Raw genomic sequence first — 16,717 nt, forward strand, 5'->3', positions numbered from 1 at the left:
GAGCGGCCGGCCGCGGGAGGCATCCGCGTGCTCGATATCGGCGCCACGCGCAATAAGCAGATCGCGGTTTTTCGGCCGCTTCGTATCCATCGCGTTGAAAATTGGCGTGCGGTGCATGCGCTCAGCGATCGCATTGGGATCGCCACCATAATCGAGCAGCTTTTCGAGGTACCGCTCATTTTCATGCTGTGCGGCCAGATGAACAGCGGTCGTCCCGTGCCAGGCACGCATGTTCGGATCTGCTCCGTTTTTCAGTAGATCCAGGAGTGCACCGTAGTCACTGGCCAGTATTGCCCTCAGCAGCGGTGTCTTGTCGTCTGCATCGGGCTCGCTCAAATCCGGCCGAATGGTTGGTCGCCGGGCCTCCTGCTCGGGCGTACCGACAACGGCGCCGAGAACACCAAGTGCAACGAGCACACCGAGGATCACGCCGATCTTCCAGAACCTGGTGCTTCTCAATTCAGGCCCCTGCCCGCCTTGTAGCGTTCCAGTGATCCCTTCAGCGGCGCGTGGAGCAGATCCCCATTCAGGCGCGGCGGCGGCCCATAGCCAAAGGCGAATTTGTAGACGCCGTCACGCTCGATCGTAATGTCGGCGATTGTCCATACGGCGTTGCCGCTCGCGCTCATCGCGTTACGCAAGGCCAGAATTTTGGCCTTGGTCGCCATGCTCAGGCGGAAGTCGAGATCCTCCAGTTCACCGCCGGGTCTGTGCGCGAGCACGGCCGTCTGCGTGCTGGAGCGCCGCCCGTCCTCGACCAGCAATTCGGTATTCACCGCGATGTGGACCCATTCACGGTCTTCCCATTCGTGGTCCTGAAGATCCGTTCGGTCAGCGACCACGCTCAGCACCACGTCGTCCTGCAAGGCGGCAATATTCTCGGGCCCATCAGAAGACTTGGTGCCGTCTCTGCGCAGGACGGCCATCAGACGCTTGAACATCAGACCTCTCGTTTTTCACGGCGTTGCGGAAAGGAGCCGGGCCGCTGCGCCCGTCGATGTTCGCGCGCTGTGCTTGGAGCGGACATTGCAACACGTCCTATTTATGGCGGCGTGCGCCATCGGAGACAGCGCGCGCCAAAAAGCCGCGGGCTGGATGTGTGGGACCAGCTGCGCTATCGCAATCTCATCACTCGCATGCCCCGACATCGAAAACGTGGGACGGCAAGATGCTGCGTCGATCGCATAATGGAGCCTGCACGTGAGACTGGCCCTCGCCATTCTTGCGCTCGTCTCTGCGCTGTCCGTCCCCGCGCGCGCCGACAGCGCGAAGGAGCTTGCCGAAGGTCTCGGCAAGGTGGTCGGAGCGTTCACGGCGACGGAACTTTATGTCGAGCACTGCAATCGAAAAGATCCTGCGAAGGCCGCATCGCGGCGTGACGTCCTTGCGGGATGGTCGCATGGCAACAAACGGGCGAGTTACGATCGGCTGATGCAGGGCCTTCGCGCGCGCATCCCTGACCTTGCAACGCAGCTCGGGCGTGAGCGTCAACGCATGTCCGATCTGGTCGCGCAGGAAATCGCAACCCATCCCGCGCGATGCGATGATCTCCAGGCCTTCTTCAAGGAGAACAAGCAGCTCTCGGTGGGGACGCAGGTTTCGCGTCTGACGCGCCTGTCGGCCCGGCTCGGCATCGACATCCCTGCAGCGCCGGAGATTGTGCCCGCCGAGAAATCCGTTGAAAGCACCCGGATCCTGAGATTGGCGGCTTTGTCCGCCCGGCTGGAAACCAGGATGGCCGAAATCGGCAGCAAGGACGGCGGCCGTCGCATGTCGGACCTGAGCCGCGCCCGCGAGGACCACGCCGAAAACTGGCTCGCCGCCGACGGCATGCAGGTGCTGTTCGGTCGCGTCACGGCGAATGATGAACTGCGCGAATGGCGCGGCGACCAGCAGTCCGCCTTCAAGGTCGAATGCAGCAGCTTTATCACCGATGCCCACAAGCAACGGATGGCCGAGGCAATGCATCAGGATCGGGTTGTGGTGGGCAGGCCGCGCTCTGTGCTCGACGCCCACACCGGCGGCAAGCTCAAGCTCGACAAATGTAGCGTCTTCACCGTGCAGGAGACGGGTCGCCCCTTTGTCGAGGAAGAGGACAAGGCCGGGTTGATGCCGCGCCCGCTCGAGGAAAGTGAAGCCTATGCAGGGCCGAACAAGGGCATCGCGGTGAGCCAGATCGACCGCGTTCTTTACGAAGCCAGCTTCAACAATCGGATGGACGGCTTCGGAAATGGCTATGTCGACCGCAAGGAAAATATCTATGTCTTGCTGCGCGACGGAACCGCCTATCGGCACCAGTGGAGCTTCCCGTTCACCGATCTGGCAATCACCCTCTCGAAGGCGCGCGAGCCGGAACGCTGGTTCACCTGGGGTGAGCGCAATGGCCAGGTGACGCTCACCAGCGGTGGCGACAAGAACGAGCGCCGAACCATCGAGATCGAGAAGGCACAGAAGTTACGCCCGATGCGCCCCCGGTCCTTGCAGGCCTCATATTATTATCTGCAGGTCGGAATGGGCGGGCGGCGACAGGACCGTCGCTACAGGTTCGCCGCGGACGGCACGCTCGTCTATCATCGCAGCGGGTTCGTGGCGGGGAATGTTGTGACGAGCTACATCATCGTCAATGGCCCTGCCGTGAAAGACGTCACCGCGCGTTACCGCTTCGAGGATTACGCCCTCGTCGTGGAGCGCGACGGCGAGATCGAGCGCCATTTCTTCGCGGTGCCCGAAAGCGCGGACGGCGCGCTGCCCGACACCGTCCTCGTCCGCGGACAGGCCTACTGGCTGGACAAGAAATGAAAGTTGCAGATCGCGGCTGTCACTGGTCACAATGCAGCAGGCTTGTCGGAACCAAACGTCCGAAAATCAGGCCACCAAACCAAACATCTGAGAATGTTGGGAAGTTTTGGTGGGCGCACTAGGGCTCGAACCTAGGACCCGATGATTAAGAGTCATCTGCTCTACCAACTGAGCTATGCGCCCGGATCCAATCCGGATATCCCCGCGGGGACGGCTGCGTGTACCAAAGCCCCCCCAGGATGTCCAGCGCGAGCGTCATAAAAAATGCATCGAATTTCGCTTTTGCGAAAATAAGAAAAAGCCGCCGGGATTCAGCGGCTTTTCCGTCATCGAGAGCAGTGGAAAACTGACCGGCCTCAGAGCCGTTCCGCATCCGGCGGATCATCCTGGCCGAATCCCGGACCACGAGGCCCGCGATCGCGCTCATCGAAACCGGGAGGGCCAAAACCAGGGCCTTCAAAACTGCCGCGCTCGAAGCCGCCCGGACGCGGGCCGCGATGGCGCCAGCCCTCACCGCCGCCGAAGCGGTGGCCCATATGGGTCAACACCGCCAGACGACGCTTCTGGCCATCGTCGAGAGTCTTGTAGAGCGGGTCCGCGGACTCGGCGATCTTCTTCATCGCTGCGGCCGTTGCCGCCATGGTGTCGGCGCGCTTCTGCAGGCGCTCGACGGGATTGGGCGGCGTGTCGTTGTTGCCACTGGCGTCGCGCGCCTTGCGTTCTTCCATGCGCGCATTGGCGCGGTCGATGCGCAATTTGGCGAAATCGCGGACCGAGTTCTCGACCGCCGGCCACAGCTTTTCCTGATCGGGCGTCAGCTTCAGTCCGGCCTTCACCGCGGCGATGCGCGCATCAGCAAATGCGGCACGGTCCTCCGGATTCATGCGCATGTGGTGATGCATCCACGGACGGTGCTGGGCATAGACCGCAGTGGATCCCGCAATCACCGCAACCGCGGCACCGGCAAGCAACAGCTTCTTCATGGCAACCTCCTTTGAAAGAGCTTGCCATGAAGATGATCGCCACGCCGCGGCGCTTCAACTTACGCTTTGGCCATATGATGTCGCGATGTTGCTGGCGCCGCAGCGCGCTGCACCGCGACACATAAATCCCGCTACAGCATGCCAAGCACGCGTGGCAGCCACAGCGAAATTTCCGGAATGAACGTCACCGCGACGAGGAACATCAGCATCGTCAGCAGCCACGGCCACACGGCGATGGTGAGTTCCGTGATGCCCATTTTGGCGATACCCGAGGCCACATAGAGGTTGAGGCCGACCGGCGGATGGCACATGCCGACCTCCATGTTCACCACCATCAGGATGCCGAGATGCACCGGATGCACCCCGAGTTTCACGGCGATGGGGAACAGGATCGGCGCCGTGATGAGCACGATGGATGACGCCTCCATCACATTGCCGGCGACCAGCAGCAGGATGTTGACGAAGATCAGGAACGTCCACCAGTTGACGCCCTGGTCCAGCATCCAGGCGGCGAGCTGCTGCGGGATCTGTTCCGAGGTCATCAGGAACGAGAACAGCACCGCATTGGTGATTATATAGAGGATCATCGCGCTCATGCTGGCGGATCCCAGCAGCACGCGCGGCACGTCCTTGAGGCCCATGTCCTTGTAGACGAAGACGGCGATGATGAACGCATAGACCGCACTGACCGCTGCGGCTTCGGTCGGTGTGAACCAGCCGCGATAGATACCGCCCAGCACGATGAAGATCAGCAGCAGGCCCCAGATACATTCGCGAAACGCCTTGACGCGCTCGCCCCAGGAGGCGCGCGGCAACCGCGGATAATCGAACTTCCAGGCACGATAGACCGTGGTGACGCCGAGCAGCGTCGCCAGCATCAGGCCGGGAATGACGCCGGCGATGAAGAGCTGCCCGACCGAGGCCGAGGTAACGCGCGCGCCGTCCGGTCCGAGCGCGACGCTGCCGCCGGTCGCCACCGCATAGATCACCATCACGATGGACGGCGGGATCAGGATGCCGAGCGCCCCGGATGTGGTGATGACGCCGGCACCGAAACGCTTCGGAAACCCCTGCGCGATCATCGCCGGAAGCAGGATCGAACCGATGGCGATCACCGTCGCCGGCGACGAGCCGGAGATCGCCGCGAACAGCGCGCAGGCCATGACGCCGGCGAGACCGAGACCGCCATACCAGTGACCGACCATGGAGGTCGCGAAATTGATCATGCGTTTGGCAACGCCGCCATGGGTGAGGAAATTGCCGGCGAGAATGAAGAACGGGATCGCCATGATCTCGAAATTCTCGATGCCGGTGAACAATTTCAGCGCCACCGCCTCGATCGGCACCTGGGTGAGGAAGAACAGGAAGGTGAGCACCGTGAGGCCGAGCGCGATGGAAATCGGCATGCCGGTGAGCATCAGCGCAATGAGCAGCGCGAAAATGAACAGCGTGGTCATCGGGCGCCCTCCGGCGTCGGACCAACTGCCGTATCGACCTCGATCCCTTCGACATGGGTGTGATCGTGATGCGGCAGATCGTCATGGCGCCAGTAGTTCCAGGCCACCTGCAAAAAGCGGAAACACATCAGATAGGAGCCGAGCGGGATGCAGAGATAGACGATCCAGCTGGGCAGTTCGAGATCAGGCGAGGTCTGGTCGGTCTCCGAGAGGCCGATCACGAAATTCGCGCCCATAGTGCCGATGATGCCGGTGAAAAGCGCGCCGCACAGCAGGCCGAACAGGATCGTGCCCTTGCGCCATTTCGGCGGCAGTTTCAGCACCAGCACGTCGACGCCCACATGGATGCCGGTGCGCACGCCGTAGGCAGCGCCGAACTTCGCCATCCAGACGAACATGTAGATGCACGCCTCCTGCGCCCAGGAGAGGTGAATGCCGGCGAGGAATTTGTAGACCGCCATCGCGCCCGGCAATGTGCGGTTCGAGACCACGAAATCCGTGGTGTAGCGATGCGCGACCGCGACGAAGATCACCACCGTCGCCGCGCCGATCAGCGTCGCGATCAGGGTTTCCTCGAGACGATCGAGGATGCGTAACAGGAATTTCAAGTTCGGTCCCCCACCCGTACAGTCGTCATTGCGAGGAGCGTAAGCGACGAAGCAATCCAGCTTTTCTTTGTGGCTTTCTGGATTGCTTCGCTGCGCTCGCAATGACGGCTACTGGCTCCGCCAAAGCTCAATTGGTCTTCGCGTTCGCTTCCTTCTGGAAATCCGCGATCAGCTGCTTACCGACGCGCGAGGCCATGTCGGCGGTGACGGGCTCCATCGCCTTCATCCATTCGGCGCGCTCTTCCGGCTTGAGCTCGTAGAAGGTCGTGGTGCCCGCCTTCTTCATGGCGACGATGGCGTCGTCATTTTCCTTCTGCGACAGGCCGTTGGCATAAGCCGTAGCCTCGTCCATCGCCTTTTCCACCTGCGGCTTCACGTCGGCCGGCAGGCCGTCCCAGAACTTCTTGTTCACGATCACGGCGTAGCCGATGTAGCCGTGGTTCGAGAGCGTCATGTGCTTCTGCACTTCATGCATCTTCTGCGTATACACATTGCTCGGCGTGTTCTCGTTGCCGTCGACCACACCGGTCTGCATGGCCTGATAGACTTCCGAGAAGGCCAGCACCTGCGGAATAGCGCCGAGCGCGCGCATCTGGGCTTCCAGCACCTTCGACGACTGGATGCGCAGCTTCATGCCCTGGAAGTCGGCGACCTTATGCATCGGCTTGTTCGAGGTCATGATCTTGAAGCCGTTGTCCCAGTAAGCGAGGCCCTTGATGCCCTTGGGTTCGAGCTTGGCCAGCAGGCCCTTGCCGATCGGACCGGTGGTGATGCGCTGCAGCGCCGCCTTGTCCGGCAGGATATAGGGCAGATCGAATACCTCGAACTCCTTGACGCCGAGCGGGCCGAACTTGGCCAGCGACGGCGCCAGCATCTGCACGGCGCCGAGCTGCAGCGCCTCGACCTCTTCCTTGTCCTTGTAGAGCTGGGAGTTTGGATAGACTTCGACCTTCACCTTGCCATTGGTGTATTTCTCGGCGAGTTCCTTGAACTTCTCCGCCCCCTGCCCCTTCGGCGTATTCGGCGCGACCACGTGGCTGAACTTGATGACGATGGGCGACTGGGCCTGGGCCGGCCCGACGAGTGCGAGCGCTGCGATGGATGCTGCGGCAGCGAGGAATTGGCGTGTGGTGAGATGACGCATGCTGTTCTCCCTGATGGTTGCGCGAGCTGTTTCAATTCGCCGCTGCGCTTGGATGCCACAGGCAGATGTATCGCCATTAAAACGAGATGACCACTGCTCCCTTCGTCAGGGGTTGCAAGAATAGCTTTACTGCAATGCAAAAACGCGACGTCTTGCGACGCCGCGTTTCATTGCACGTTTGCAATGTTAAAGAGCGATCAGCTCGCCGCAGCGACCGGCGCCGGCTTGTCGCGCTCGCGCTTCATGACGATCTTGTTCAGCGCGCCGAGATAGGCTTTTGCCGAGGCCACCAGCGTATCCGGATCGGCCGCACGCGAGGTCATGGAGCGACCATCGTGAGCCAGACGCACCGAGACTTCGGCCTGTGCGTCGGTGCCTTCGGTGACGGCGTGGACCTGATACAGTTCCAGCGTCGCTTCATGCGGCACCAGCGCCTTGATGCAGTTGAACACCGCGTCCACCGGGCCATTGCCCTCGGCTTCCTCGATCTTCACGGCGCCATCGACATTCAGCTTCATGGTCGCGCGCTGCGGCCCGTGCGTGCCGGCGATCACCGTCAGCGAGGTCAGCTTGATGCGATCGTGGGCCTGGATGATTTCCTGATCGACCAGCGCCTCGATATCCTCGTCATAGATATCCTTCTTGCGATCGGCCAAAGCCTTCATGCGGATGAAAGCGTCCTCGATCTGGTTCTTGCCGAGCTTGTAGCCCAGCTCTTCCAGACGATGCACGAAGGCATGACGGCCGGAATGCTTGCCCAGCACGATGGACGAGTGCTTCAGGCCGACGGACGCCGGCGTCATGATCTCATAGGTCGAGGCGTCCTTCAGCACGCCATCCTGATGGATGCCGCTCTCATGGGCGAAGGCGTTACGGCCGACGATGGCCTTGTTGTACTGCACCGGGAACGAGGTCGCGGCCGACACGATCTTCGACGCGCGCGTCAGGGTGGTGGGATCGATGTTGTTCCAGTATGGGAATTTGTCGTTGCGCACATTGATGGCCATCACGACTTCTTCCAGCGCCGCATTGCCGGCACGCTCGCCGATGCCGTTGATGGTGCATTCAATCTGACGCGCACCGCCGTCGAGGCCGGCCAGCGTGTTGGCGACGGCCATGCCGAGATCGTTATGGCAATGCACCGAGAAGATCGCCTGATCGGAATTCGGCACGCGCTCGCGGATGGTGCGGAACATGCGGGTGTATTCTTCCGGCGTGGTGTAGCCGACGGTGTCGGGCAGGTTCACCGTGGTGGCGCCGGCCTTGATGACGGCCTCGGTGATGCGGCACAGGAAATCGATGTCGCTGCGGGTGGCGTCTTCCGCCGACCATTCGACATTGCTCACCATGTTGCGGGCGCGGGTGACGCCGGCCACCGAAGCGTCGATCACCTGCTCCGGGGTCATGTTCAGCTTGACGCGCATATGCAGCGGCGAGGTCGCGATCACCATATGCACGCGGGCACGATCACCGGCCGGCTTCACGGCTTCGGCGCAGCGATCGATGTCCTTCGGATTGACGCGGCCCAGGCCGGCGATGACCGACTTCTTCGAGCGCTTTGCAATTTCGTGCACCGCTTCGAAGTCGCCTTCCGACGAGATCGGGAAGCCGGCCTCGATGATGTCGACGCCCATGTCGTCGAGCATCTCGGCGATTTCCAGTTTCTCTTCGAACGTCATGGTGGCGCCGGGGCACTGCTCGCCGTCGCGCAGGGTGGTGTCGAAAATGAAGACGCGGTCCTTCTCGGACTTCTGGGTCGGGCTGGTCATGGGACTTTCCTTAAAGATCGGGGCGCGGTCTGTGTAGGCGCCGGGAGGTTTGCTTGGTTTTTGTTCGCATCCCCTAAGTGCCCAGGCATGACTGCCCAGCCGGCGCTCAGGGGCCGATAAGGAGAAGCAGACCGCCGAGAAGGAGAGCGGGAGACGCAGGCGCAAGGACGCGCGGGGCAGCGATGATCGCTCCCGTGTCCATGTCAGCACTGTCGTTCCGAATCAGCATTGCTATCCTTCGAGGCCGCGTCGGTGAATGTCGGCGGAAACCGTTGACGGTTCCTTGCCGGACGCGACGACCTTGTTCTAAACGCAAAAGCCGCCGCGTCGCAACGGCTAAGAGGGTCAGGGAGACTGACCTATCGGTAGCCGTAGGGCGGATAAGGCGAAGCCGTCATCCGCCGCCGAGGCTCAACCGCGAATTCCGCCGGCGGATTACGCTTCGCTCATCCGCCCTACATGATAATTGTTTGCTGCAACTGCGAGGACCCGACCATGAGCTTCACCAAAGGCTTGTCCGCCTTCCCGATCACGCCCATGAATGCCAATGGGCGGGTGGATACGCCGGCTCTGCAGCGCCTGGTGGCGCCGCTGGCGGCGGCCAGGGTGGACTCCATCGGTCTGCTCGGCTCCACCGGCTCCTACCCTTTCCTCACCCGCGACGAGCGCCGTCGCGCGACTGATGCGGCCATTGCCGAAGTAAATGGCCGCGTCCCCGTGCTGGTCGGCATCGGCGCGCTGCGTACCGACGAGGTGGTTCATCTGGCCCGCGATGCCAAGGCTGCCGGTGCGGCCGCCGGCCTGCTGGCGCCGGTGTCCTATACGCCGCTCACCGGCGACGAGGTCTATGAGCTGTTCAAGACCATTGCCGGCGAGACCGGGCTGCCGCTGGTGATCTATGACAACTTTGCCACCACGCATTTCACCTTCACCCCGGAGCTGGTCGGCCGCATCGCGCGCATTCCCGGCGTCGCCACGCTGAAGGGCACGGCGCCGGATGCCGATGCGATCGCCGATCATCTCAAGCAGCGCCGTGCGGCGGTGCCGGCCGGTTTTCCCATCGGCTATGCCGGCGACTGGAACGTGACCGAAGCGCTGCTGGCGGGCGGCGACGCCTGGTACTCGGTCGCGGCGGGCCTGTTTCCGCAGAGCTGCCTCGCCCTCACCCGCGCGGCGCTGGCCGGCGACGCCGCCGAGGCGCGGCGGCTGAACGGCGCGCTGCAGCCGCTGTGGGACCTGTTCAAGCAGTATTCCAGCCTGCGCGTGATCTATGCGGCGGTGGATATTCTGGGCATCGCCGATGCGAAGCCGCCGAAGCCGGTGCTGCCGCTGCCGGATGCCGCGCAGGACAGAGTGGCGAAGGTGCTGAAGGAGCTGGCGCTGAGCTAGATCTTCTCCCTCCCCCAAGCGTGGCGAAGCCACGCGCAGCGGGGAGGGTGGATCGAAGCGAGCGTCCAGCGAGCTTCGAGACGGGTGGGGTCTATCCCCACGCTCTGTCCTACCGTGGGGATAGACCCCACCCCCGCCCTCCCCACTGCGCCGCTTCGCGGCTTGAGGGAGGGAGCACGGCTTTCCGCGCGTCGTTGCGGATCAACCTGTCAAACAGCCACGCTCTCGTAATCTCGCGGCGCTTGCGCGTCCGAGGTGTGAGCAGTTCTCCCCTCGCAGACATGAGGGGAGGTGGCACGCCGCAAGGCGCACTTGAGTGGACTTGACGCGTTTCGTTCAACGCTGGATCGCCAGCGAGACCGAACCGCGCAACGCCTTACGGCGCGCCACCGCGACGTTTTGCCAGTCGAAGGACCGTTCTTCCGGGTACTGGGCAACATCCCGCAGGATGTTCATCCGGCGGATTTCTCCGCCTTCACCCGCACCACGTCCAGCCGCGCAATAGCGGCAGCCTCCCATAGTGGAGGCGGACGGCGACCCCCGACCGCCCGAGTGTGAAGGATACGTCCTCCCTCACCCGCAGGCGCCGCATCCGGCCCCGCTTCAAGACGCCTCTAGAAGCGCCCCTCACGAACCGAACAGCGCGGATCTTATTCCTGAACGACAGGCTGTCAAGGGCGACAGGAATACTGATCACCATTGCCCATGCCGTCCTCCGCGATGGCGCGCCATTGCGCGCACGGCCGGGTGACGACAAGCGAGCGCTACGTCTTCTTTGTCGCCTTTTTGCCCGGCACCTTCTTCGCCCGCACGCGCGACGGGGCTTTCTTCACCACCGGGCCGCCCTCCTTCTCCAGGGCTTCGCGGACCATCTTGAATTCCTTCAGGTCATCGCCATCGACCACCGGGAATTTCAGATCGAGCTGCTCCAGCGCATGCACGATGGTCGAGCCGATCACCACGCGGGCGAACCATTTGCGATCGGCCGGCACCACATGCCATGGCGCATGGTCGGTCGCGGTATGGCCGATCATGTCCTGATAGGCCTCCTGATACTGGTCCCAGACCGCACGCTCGGAGATGTCGGCCATGGAGAACTTCCAGTTCTTCGCGGGCTCGTCGAGGCGCGAGAGGAAACGCTCGCGCTGCTCCTCCTTGGAGACATTGAGAAAGAATTTGAGCACCACCGTGCCATTGCGCGCGAGATATTTTTCGAAGGCCGTGATGTCCTCGAAGCGCTCCTTCCAGATATGTTTGCTGACCAGCTCCTGCGGAATCTTCTGTTTCGCCAGGATCTCTGGATGCACGCGCACCACGAGGCATTCTTCGTAATAGGAGCGATTGAAGATGCCAATGCGCCCGCGCTGCGGCAGCGCCACGGTGTGGCGCCACATGAAATCGTGATCGAGCTCGTTCGACGATGGCTGCTTGAAGGAATGCACCTCGCAGCCCTGCGGATTGATGCCGTCGAACACCGCCTCGATGGCGCTGTCCTTGCCCGCCGCATCCATGCCCTGGAAGATCAGCAGGAGCGACCAGCGATCCTGTGCATAGAGTTTTTCCTGCAGCTCCTGCAGGCGGCGACGATTGACCTCGATCATCCGCTTCCCGGTGTCCTTGTGGAGACCGCCCGACGCATTGGTGTCGTGGTCCTTCAAGCGGAAGGTCTTCGACCCGTCGACGCGATAGGGATCGACATAGGACTTCAAGGTGGCTTTGATGGGGACCTTGGCGGATTTGGCAGGCATCGGGGCACTCCGGGACGAACGCGCGACCGTAGCGCGCGCGTCGTCGCCGCGCCAGCCTGCGGCGCTAGCCCGCGGCAGGCTCGAATTGCGCCTCCAAAAACGCCGTGACGAAAACCGGCATGGTCGGCGTGAAATCGGCAATGCTGCGCACGAGATGGATGTCGCTCAGCTCGGGCTCGGCTTGAGCGGCGAGATTGGCTTTCAGCTTCTGGCGCAAGACGTCGCCGGGCAGATCGGATGTCAGCACACGCATCATGGCGATGGCGTGATCGGTGACGACGCAGCACCACTCATCGGCACTGCGAAAATCATGCACCGTGAGGCCTAGCTCTTCCTCGACCTCGCGCAGCACGCTGCCCGCGATATCAACAGTATCGCCACGAACATCATTCAGATCGGGCGTGCCTGCCGCAAAATAGATGCGGCCGGCATTGGCCGTATGCGGGCCCATCTCGCCGAGCACGAAAGCACCATCGTTGCTGCGGAGCGCGCCCATGCCAAAGCCGTTCAGCACATCGCGATCGGAAAATCCCCAATCGCGCCAGGCGAGGAAGCTGGCAAAATCTGTCTCGAAATATTCGGTTGAGAGCCGCTCCCCGGTGAACAAGGGATGCCGCGCCAGCAATACGCGGCCATTGAACATCGCGGGCTTCTCGACGCGCCTGGCGGCGAAATACGCGTCGATCTCGGCACGACGCTGCTCGGCGAACGGCCAGCGCCAATCACTGAAAAACAGATCGAGCCGCGTGACGCGATGAATCGCCGGCACCGTCATGCGTCGGATAACCTATTTTGCATTCGCCCTGTATTGCTCGACATATTTGTTCGTATAGGTCTTGCTGACATCGATATTCGCTTTCGCAACTTCCGGCGATCCCTCGCTGAACACCGCGAGCACCGCGGCGGCGCCCTTCGGGTCCATCAGGCCGGTCTCGGAATACATCGGGATCGTGTTCTTGAGCGCGGCGAGATACAGTTCCTTGTCCTTGCCGACCATGTTCTCGGGCATCTTCGCCATGATCTCTTCCGGCGAATGGGTATGGATCCATTTCAGGGTATTCATCATCGCGGTGGTCAGCGCCTGCACTTCCTTGTCGTGGCCCTTGATCCATGCGGTCGTGGTGTAAAGCGCGCCGCCCGGATACTCGCCGCCGAACACATCCAGCGTGTCCTTCTGCGTCCGTGTATCGCTGAGAATCTTGAGGTCTTTGTGACTGCCCTGCAGCACGGTGACGGCGGGATCGAGCATCACCGCCGCATCGATCTGGCCCTGCTGCATGGCCGCAACCGCAGTGGCCCCCAGGCCGATGCCGATGACGGCGGTGCCCTGGGGATCGAGGCCGTTCTTCTTGAGCTGATATTTCAGGAAAAAGTCCGTCGACGAGCCGGGCGCGCTGACGCCGACCTTCTTGCCGGCGAGATCCTTGATGGAATTGATCTTGCCGGTCTGCTTCGGCGACACCACCAGCACGAGGCCGGGATAGCGGTCATAGACCACGAAGCTTTGCAGCTCCTGCTTCTTGGCGGCGAGATTGACGCAGTGATCGAAATAGCCGGACACCACATCGGCGCTACCGCCGAGCACGGCCTTCAGCGCATCGGAGCCGCCCTTGAGATCAACCAGTTCGACAGCGAGCCCGGCCTTCTCATATTCGCCGAGCTGCTTTGCGAGGACCGTGGGGAGATAGCAGAGACACGCGCCGCCACCGATGGCGATGGTCACCTTGGATTGTGCTGTGGCGGTCTGGGTCAGGCCAAGCGTCACGACGAGCGCCAATACAAATCGCAGCATGCGGGTCTCCCGGATCTTCTTTTGTAGGGTGGGTAAAGCGAAGCGTGCCCCTCTTATCACAAAGAGTCGCGGGGCCGTAGGGCGGATTAGCCGTAGGCGCAATCCGCCGGCCGATTCCATGGCCGAAACTCCGCGGCGGATTACGCTACGCTAATCCGCCCTACGGATCAGCCACGCGCATCCGGCTTCCACACCAGCAGCCGCTTCTCCACCACGGTCACCAGCAGGTCGATGGCGATGACGAACACCGCCAGCACGAACATGCCGGCAAACACGCCGGCGACATCGAAGGAACCCTCAGCCTGCTGGATCACATAGCCGAGCCCCGCGGCCGAACCGAGATATTCGCCGACCACGGCACCGACCACGGCAAAGCCGACGGAGGTGTGCAGCGACGAGAACATCCAGGACAGCGCCGACGGCCAGAACACATGGCGCATCAATTGCCGCTCGCTCATGCCGAGCATGCGGCCATTGGCCAGCACCGACGGCGAGACCTCCTTGACGCCCTGATAGACATTGAAGAACACGATGAAGAACACCAGCGTGACACCGAGCGCGACCTTCGACCAGATGCCAAGGCCGAGCCACAGCGCGAAGATCGGCGCCAGCACCACGCGCGGCAGCGCATTGGCCATCTTCACATAGGGATCGAAGATCGCGGCCAGCAGCGGCTGGCGCGCGAACCAGAAGCCGATCAGCACGCCGAGGGTCGAGCCGATCACGAAGGCGAGCAGCGATTCCAGCAGCGTGATGCCGAGATGTTTCCAGATCATGCCCGAGGCGAACCAGGACACGACCTGGCTGAACACATCGGACGGCGTGGAGAAGAAGAACGGCGGCAGCAGGATGCGTCCGAAGATCTCCACCGACGTGAGCAGATGCCACAGCGCGATGGTGACCACCGCGACCATGAGCTGACAGAGAAGCAGGACCGGGCGGCTCATGCTGCGCCTCCCGTGCCTTGCGCATAGGTCTTCATCACCTCGGCCTTCAGAACGCCCCAGATCTCGCGATGCAGCGCGTGAAACGCCTTGTCGAGGCGGACTTCAAAGATGTCGCGCGGGCGCGGCAGCGCGACGCGCCAGTCGCCGATGATGCGCGCACTCGGCCCGGCCGACATGATGACCACGCGATCGGCCAGCGCAATCGCCTCTTCCAGATCATGGGTGACGAACAGCACGGCCTTGCGATCCCGCGTCCACAGATCGAGCAGCAGATTGCCCATCACCTGCCGCGTCTGCGCGTCCAATGGCCCGAACGGCTCGTCCATCAGCAGGATCTTCGGATTGCGGATCAGCACCTGCGCCAGCGCCACGCGCTTGCGCTGGCCGCCGGACAGCATATGCGGGTAGCGGGCGGCAAAGGCGCCGAGGCCGACGGCATTGAGCCAGCCTTGCGCGCGCTCGGCCGCCTCCTCGCGCGCGACGCCGGCGACCTCGAGTCCGATGGCGACATTGTCGCGCGCTGTCTTCCACGGGAACACGGCATCGGCCTGGAAAAGATAGCCGGCCTGTCTGTTGAGGCCGCGCAGCGGCTGATCGAAGATGCGGACACTGCCGGAGGCCGGCTGCAGCAATCCGGCGGCGACATTCAGCAGCGTGGACTTGCCGCAGCCGGTGGGCCCGACAATGGCGACGAATTCACCATCCGCCACGCGCAATGTCGCCTGCTCCACCGCCGTATAGACCTTGCCGCCGGCGACATCGAACGCCACCGTCGCACCATCGAGCGCCACCGCCATCGATGCCGCGGCTTCCACTGCCTGCACGCGCATTCCCCCGACTGGATCGTTTCCTCACCCGCTGTAGCGTTGCAGGCCGCATATTTCAACGCCAGGCGCGGCTTGGTGGCCGCGCGTCGCCATGCTAGTCGGAGACATGAGCTCCGCCGTGATCAGCTTCAGGCACGTCACCAAGCGCTTCGATGACGGGCGCGTCACGGCAGTGGACGATGTCTCGCTCGATGTCGCGGCCGGCGAATTCCTCGCGGTGGTCGGCGGCTCCGGCTCGGGGAAGACCACCCTGCTCCGCCTCGCCAACCGGCTGATCGTGCCGGATGGCGGCGATATCCATGTCTCCGCCAAGAATATCTCCAATGTCGATCCGATCGCGCTGCGGCGGAGCATCGGCTATGTCGTGCAGAGCGGCGGCCTGTTCCCGCATATGACGATTGCGGACAATATCGCCATCACGCCGAAACTGATGGGCGTCGCGGCCGGGGAGATCGCGGCGCGCGTGGATGAGCTGCTGGATCTCGTACAGCTCGATGGCAAGGCGCATCGCGACCGCTATCCGCATGAGCTCTCCGGCGGCCAGCGCCAGCGCGTCGGCGTGGCGCGCGCGCTCGCGGCCAAGCCCGGGATCGTGCTGATGGACGAGCCGTTCGGCGCGCTCGATCCGCTGACGCGCGATGCGCTTGGCGACGAATACCAGACGCTGCATCGCAAGCTCGGGCTCACCACGATCATGATCACCCACGACATGACCGAGGCGATCCTGCTCGCCGATCGCATCGCCGTGATGCAATCCGGCCGGCTCATTGCCGAGGGCACGCCGGCGGAACTGTCCGCGAGCAGCGACGCCTATGTGAACGAACTGCTCGGCACGCCGCGCCGGCAGGCCGAACGGCTCGGGCATCTGATCGCGAGGAACGGCGCATGAGCCTGTTCAGCGATCCCCGCTGGAGCGAGGCGTTTGCCCACCTGCCCGACTATCTCGGCAGCCATGTCCGCGTCTGCCTCGCAGCGCTCGCGCTCGGGCTGATCGCCAGCCTGCCGCTCGCGATTTTGGCGCGGCATCGGCCGATCCTGCGCGGCGCCTTGCTTAGCGTTGCCAGCATCGTGCAGACGGTGCCGGGGCTTGCGCTGCTGGCGCTGTTCTATCCGCTGCTGCTGGCGCTGGCATCGCTCTCGATGAACTGGTTCGGCGTCGGCTTCTCGGCCTTCGGCTTCCTGCCTTCGGTGCTGGCGCTGGCGCTGTATTCGATGCTGCCGGTGCTGCGCAACACCATCACCGGGCTGAACGGC

General features: G+C 62.9%; 15 protein-coding genes, 1 tRNA gene and 1 pseudogene. 4 read left to right on the forward strand and 13 right to left on the reverse strand.

Features of this window, described 5'->3' with window-relative positions:
* Together ACIQ17_RS19645 and ACIQ17_RS19650 are read right to left on the reverse strand one after the other, a co-directional pair.
* A partial coding sequence (locus tag ACIQ17_RS19645; RefSeq protein WP_398470748.1) for an ankyrin repeat domain-containing protein occupies nt 1-429 on the reverse strand: 429 nt, incomplete at its 3' end.
* 26 nt (nt 430-455) lie between these two features.
* Nucleotides 456-941 carry a hypothetical protein gene (locus ACIQ17_RS19650; RefSeq protein ID WP_398470749.1) on the reverse strand — a complete coding sequence of 162 codons (486 nt, stop codon included), beginning with the start codon at nt 939-941 and terminating at the stop codon, nt 456-458.
* A gap of 259 nt (nt 942-1,200) precedes the next feature.
* On the opposite strand from ACIQ17_RS19650, the gene ACIQ17_RS19655 reads away from it, so the two are divergent.
* Entirely contained in the window at nt 1,201-2,799 is a 1,599-nt protein-coding gene (locus ACIQ17_RS19655; protein WP_398470750.1) for a hypothetical protein, read from the forward strand.
* Between the two features lie 107 nt (nt 2,800-2,906).
* Here the strand turns inward: ACIQ17_RS19655 and ACIQ17_RS19660 are convergent.
* From ACIQ17_RS19660 to ACIQ17_RS19685, 6 genes are all read right to left on the reverse strand, one after another.
* Nucleotides 2,907-2,982, reverse strand: a tRNA-Lys gene (locus ACIQ17_RS19660).
* Between the two features lie 173 nt (nt 2,983-3,155).
* Nucleotides 3,156-3,782, reverse strand: a complete 627-nt coding sequence (locus tag ACIQ17_RS19665; protein ID WP_398470751.1) for a Spy/CpxP family protein refolding chaperone — start codon at nt 3,780-3,782, stop codon at nt 3,156-3,158.
* A gap of 131 nt (nt 3,783-3,913) precedes the next feature.
* Nucleotides 3,914-5,239, reverse strand: a complete 1,326-nt coding sequence (locus tag ACIQ17_RS19670; RefSeq protein WP_398470752.1) for a TRAP transporter large permease — start codon at nt 5,237-5,239, stop codon at nt 3,914-3,916.
* Nucleotides 5,236-5,847, reverse strand: coding sequence for a TRAP transporter small permease (locus tag ACIQ17_RS19675; protein WP_398470753.1), 612 nt, complete (start codon nt 5,845-5,847; stop codon nt 5,236-5,238). Before ACIQ17_RS19675 ends, ACIQ17_RS19670 begins: the two co-directional genes overlap by 4 nt.
* 127 nt (nt 5,848-5,974) lie before the next feature.
* Nucleotides 5,975-6,991 (reverse strand): TRAP transporter substrate-binding protein, encoded by a 1,017-nt coding sequence (locus ACIQ17_RS19680; RefSeq protein ID WP_398470754.1) that lies wholly within the window; start codon nt 6,989-6,991, stop codon nt 5,975-5,977.
* Nucleotides 6,992-7,188: 197 nt separating this feature from the next.
* Complete coding sequence (locus ACIQ17_RS19685; RefSeq protein WP_398470755.1) at nt 7,189-8,760, reverse strand: 2-isopropylmalate synthase; 1,572 nt, start codon at nt 8,758-8,760, stop codon at nt 7,189-7,191.
* Between the two features lie 495 nt (nt 8,761-9,255).
* Here ACIQ17_RS19685 and ACIQ17_RS19690 point away from each other — a divergent pair, with 495 nt between their 5' ends.
* Nucleotides 9,256-10,149: a dihydrodipicolinate synthase family protein gene (locus ACIQ17_RS19690; protein ID WP_398470756.1), complete on the forward strand. Its 894-nt coding sequence runs from the start codon at nt 9,256-9,258 to the stop codon at nt 10,147-10,149.
* A 764-nt stretch (nt 10,150-10,913) separates the two neighbouring features.
* On the opposite strand, the gene ACIQ17_RS19695 is transcribed toward ACIQ17_RS19690, so the two are convergent.
* The 5 genes from ACIQ17_RS19695 to ACIQ17_RS19715 form a co-directional block, all read right to left on the reverse strand.
* On the reverse strand, nt 10,914-11,897 hold the full coding sequence (locus ACIQ17_RS19695; RefSeq protein ID WP_398470757.1) for a polyphosphate kinase 2 family protein: 984 nt from the start codon (nt 11,895-11,897) through the stop codon (nt 10,914-10,916).
* Nucleotides 11,898-11,961: 64 nt separating this feature from the next.
* Nucleotides 11,962-12,672, reverse strand: coding sequence for an NUDIX hydrolase (locus ACIQ17_RS19700; protein WP_398470758.1), 711 nt, complete (start codon nt 12,670-12,672; stop codon nt 11,962-11,964).
* 12 nt (nt 12,673-12,684) lie between these two features.
* Entirely contained in the window at nt 12,685-13,689 is a 1,005-nt protein-coding gene (locus ACIQ17_RS19705) for an ABC transporter substrate-binding protein (protein WP_398470759.1), read from the reverse strand.
* Nucleotides 13,690-13,856: 167 nt separating this feature from the next.
* Nucleotides 13,857-14,636, reverse strand: coding sequence for an ABC transporter permease (locus ACIQ17_RS19710; RefSeq protein ID WP_398470760.1), 780 nt, complete (start codon nt 14,634-14,636; stop codon nt 13,857-13,859).
* Nucleotides 14,633-15,433, reverse strand: coding sequence for an ABC transporter ATP-binding protein (locus ACIQ17_RS19715; RefSeq protein WP_398470762.1), 801 nt, complete (start codon nt 15,431-15,433; stop codon nt 14,633-14,635). Before ACIQ17_RS19715 ends, ACIQ17_RS19710 begins: the two co-directional genes overlap by 4 nt.
* 136 nt (nt 15,434-15,569) lie before the next feature.
* Between ACIQ17_RS19715 and ACIQ17_RS19720 the strand changes: the two genes are divergently transcribed.
* Together ACIQ17_RS19720 and ACIQ17_RS19725 are read left to right on the forward strand one after the other, a co-directional pair.
* Nucleotides 15,570-16,352, forward strand: coding sequence for an ATP-binding cassette domain-containing protein (locus ACIQ17_RS19720; RefSeq protein ID WP_398470761.1), 783 nt, complete (start codon nt 15,570-15,572; stop codon nt 16,350-16,352).
* Nucleotides 16,349-16,717, forward strand: a pseudogene (locus tag ACIQ17_RS19725) (ABC transporter permease); the annotation flags it as partial. The gene ACIQ17_RS19720 and the pseudogene ACIQ17_RS19725, both read left to right, overlap by 4 nt.

It is taken from the genome of Tardiphaga sp. (assembly GCF_044340795.1).
In the GTDB taxonomy this organism is placed as follows: domain Bacteria; phylum Pseudomonadota; class Alphaproteobacteria; order Rhizobiales; family Xanthobacteraceae; genus Tardiphaga.

Bases quoted from the DNA above. Each gene is read 5' to 3' on its own strand.
- ACIQ17_RS19715 (WP_398470762.1), bottom strand. From the start codon at position 15,433: ATGGCGGTGGCGCTCGATGGTGCGACGGTGGCGTTCGATGTCGCCGGC.
- ACIQ17_RS19705 (WP_398470759.1), bottom strand. From the start codon at position 13,689: ATGCTGCGATTTGTATTGGCGCTCGTCGTGACGCTTGGCCTGACCCAG.
- ACIQ17_RS19670 (WP_398470752.1), bottom strand. From the start codon at position 5,239: ATGACCACGCTGTTCATTTTCGCGCTGCTCATTGCGCTGATGCTCACC.
- ACIQ17_RS19690 (WP_398470756.1), top strand. From the start codon at position 9,256: ATGAGCTTCACCAAAGGCTTGTCCGCCTTCCCGATCACGCCCATGAAT.
- ACIQ17_RS19700 (WP_398470758.1), bottom strand. From the start codon at position 12,672: ATGACGGTGCCGGCGATTCATCGCGTCACGCGGCTCGATCTGTTTTTC.
- ACIQ17_RS19680 (WP_398470754.1), bottom strand. From the start codon at position 6,991: ATGCGTCATCTCACCACACGCCAATTCCTCGCTGCCGCAGCATCCATC.
- ACIQ17_RS19710 (WP_398470760.1), bottom strand. From the start codon at position 14,636: ATGAGCCGCCCGGTCCTGCTTCTCTGTCAGCTCATGGTCGCGGTGGTC.
- ACIQ17_RS19650 (WP_398470749.1), bottom strand. From the start codon at position 941: ATGTTCAAGCGTCTGATGGCCGTCCTGCGCAGAGACGGCACCAAGTCT.
- ACIQ17_RS19720 (WP_398470761.1), top strand. From the start codon at position 15,570: ATGAGCTCCGCCGTGATCAGCTTCAGGCACGTCACCAAGCGCTTCGAT.
- ACIQ17_RS19685 (WP_398470755.1), bottom strand. From the start codon at position 8,760: ATGACCAGCCCGACCCAGAAGTCCGAGAAGGACCGCGTCTTCATTTTC.
- ACIQ17_RS19665 (WP_398470751.1), bottom strand. From the start codon at position 3,782: ATGAAGAAGCTGTTGCTTGCCGGTGCCGCGGTTGCGGTGATTGCGGGA.
- ACIQ17_RS19695 (WP_398470757.1), bottom strand. From the start codon at position 11,897: ATGCCTGCCAAATCCGCCAAGGTCCCCATCAAAGCCACCTTGAAGTCC.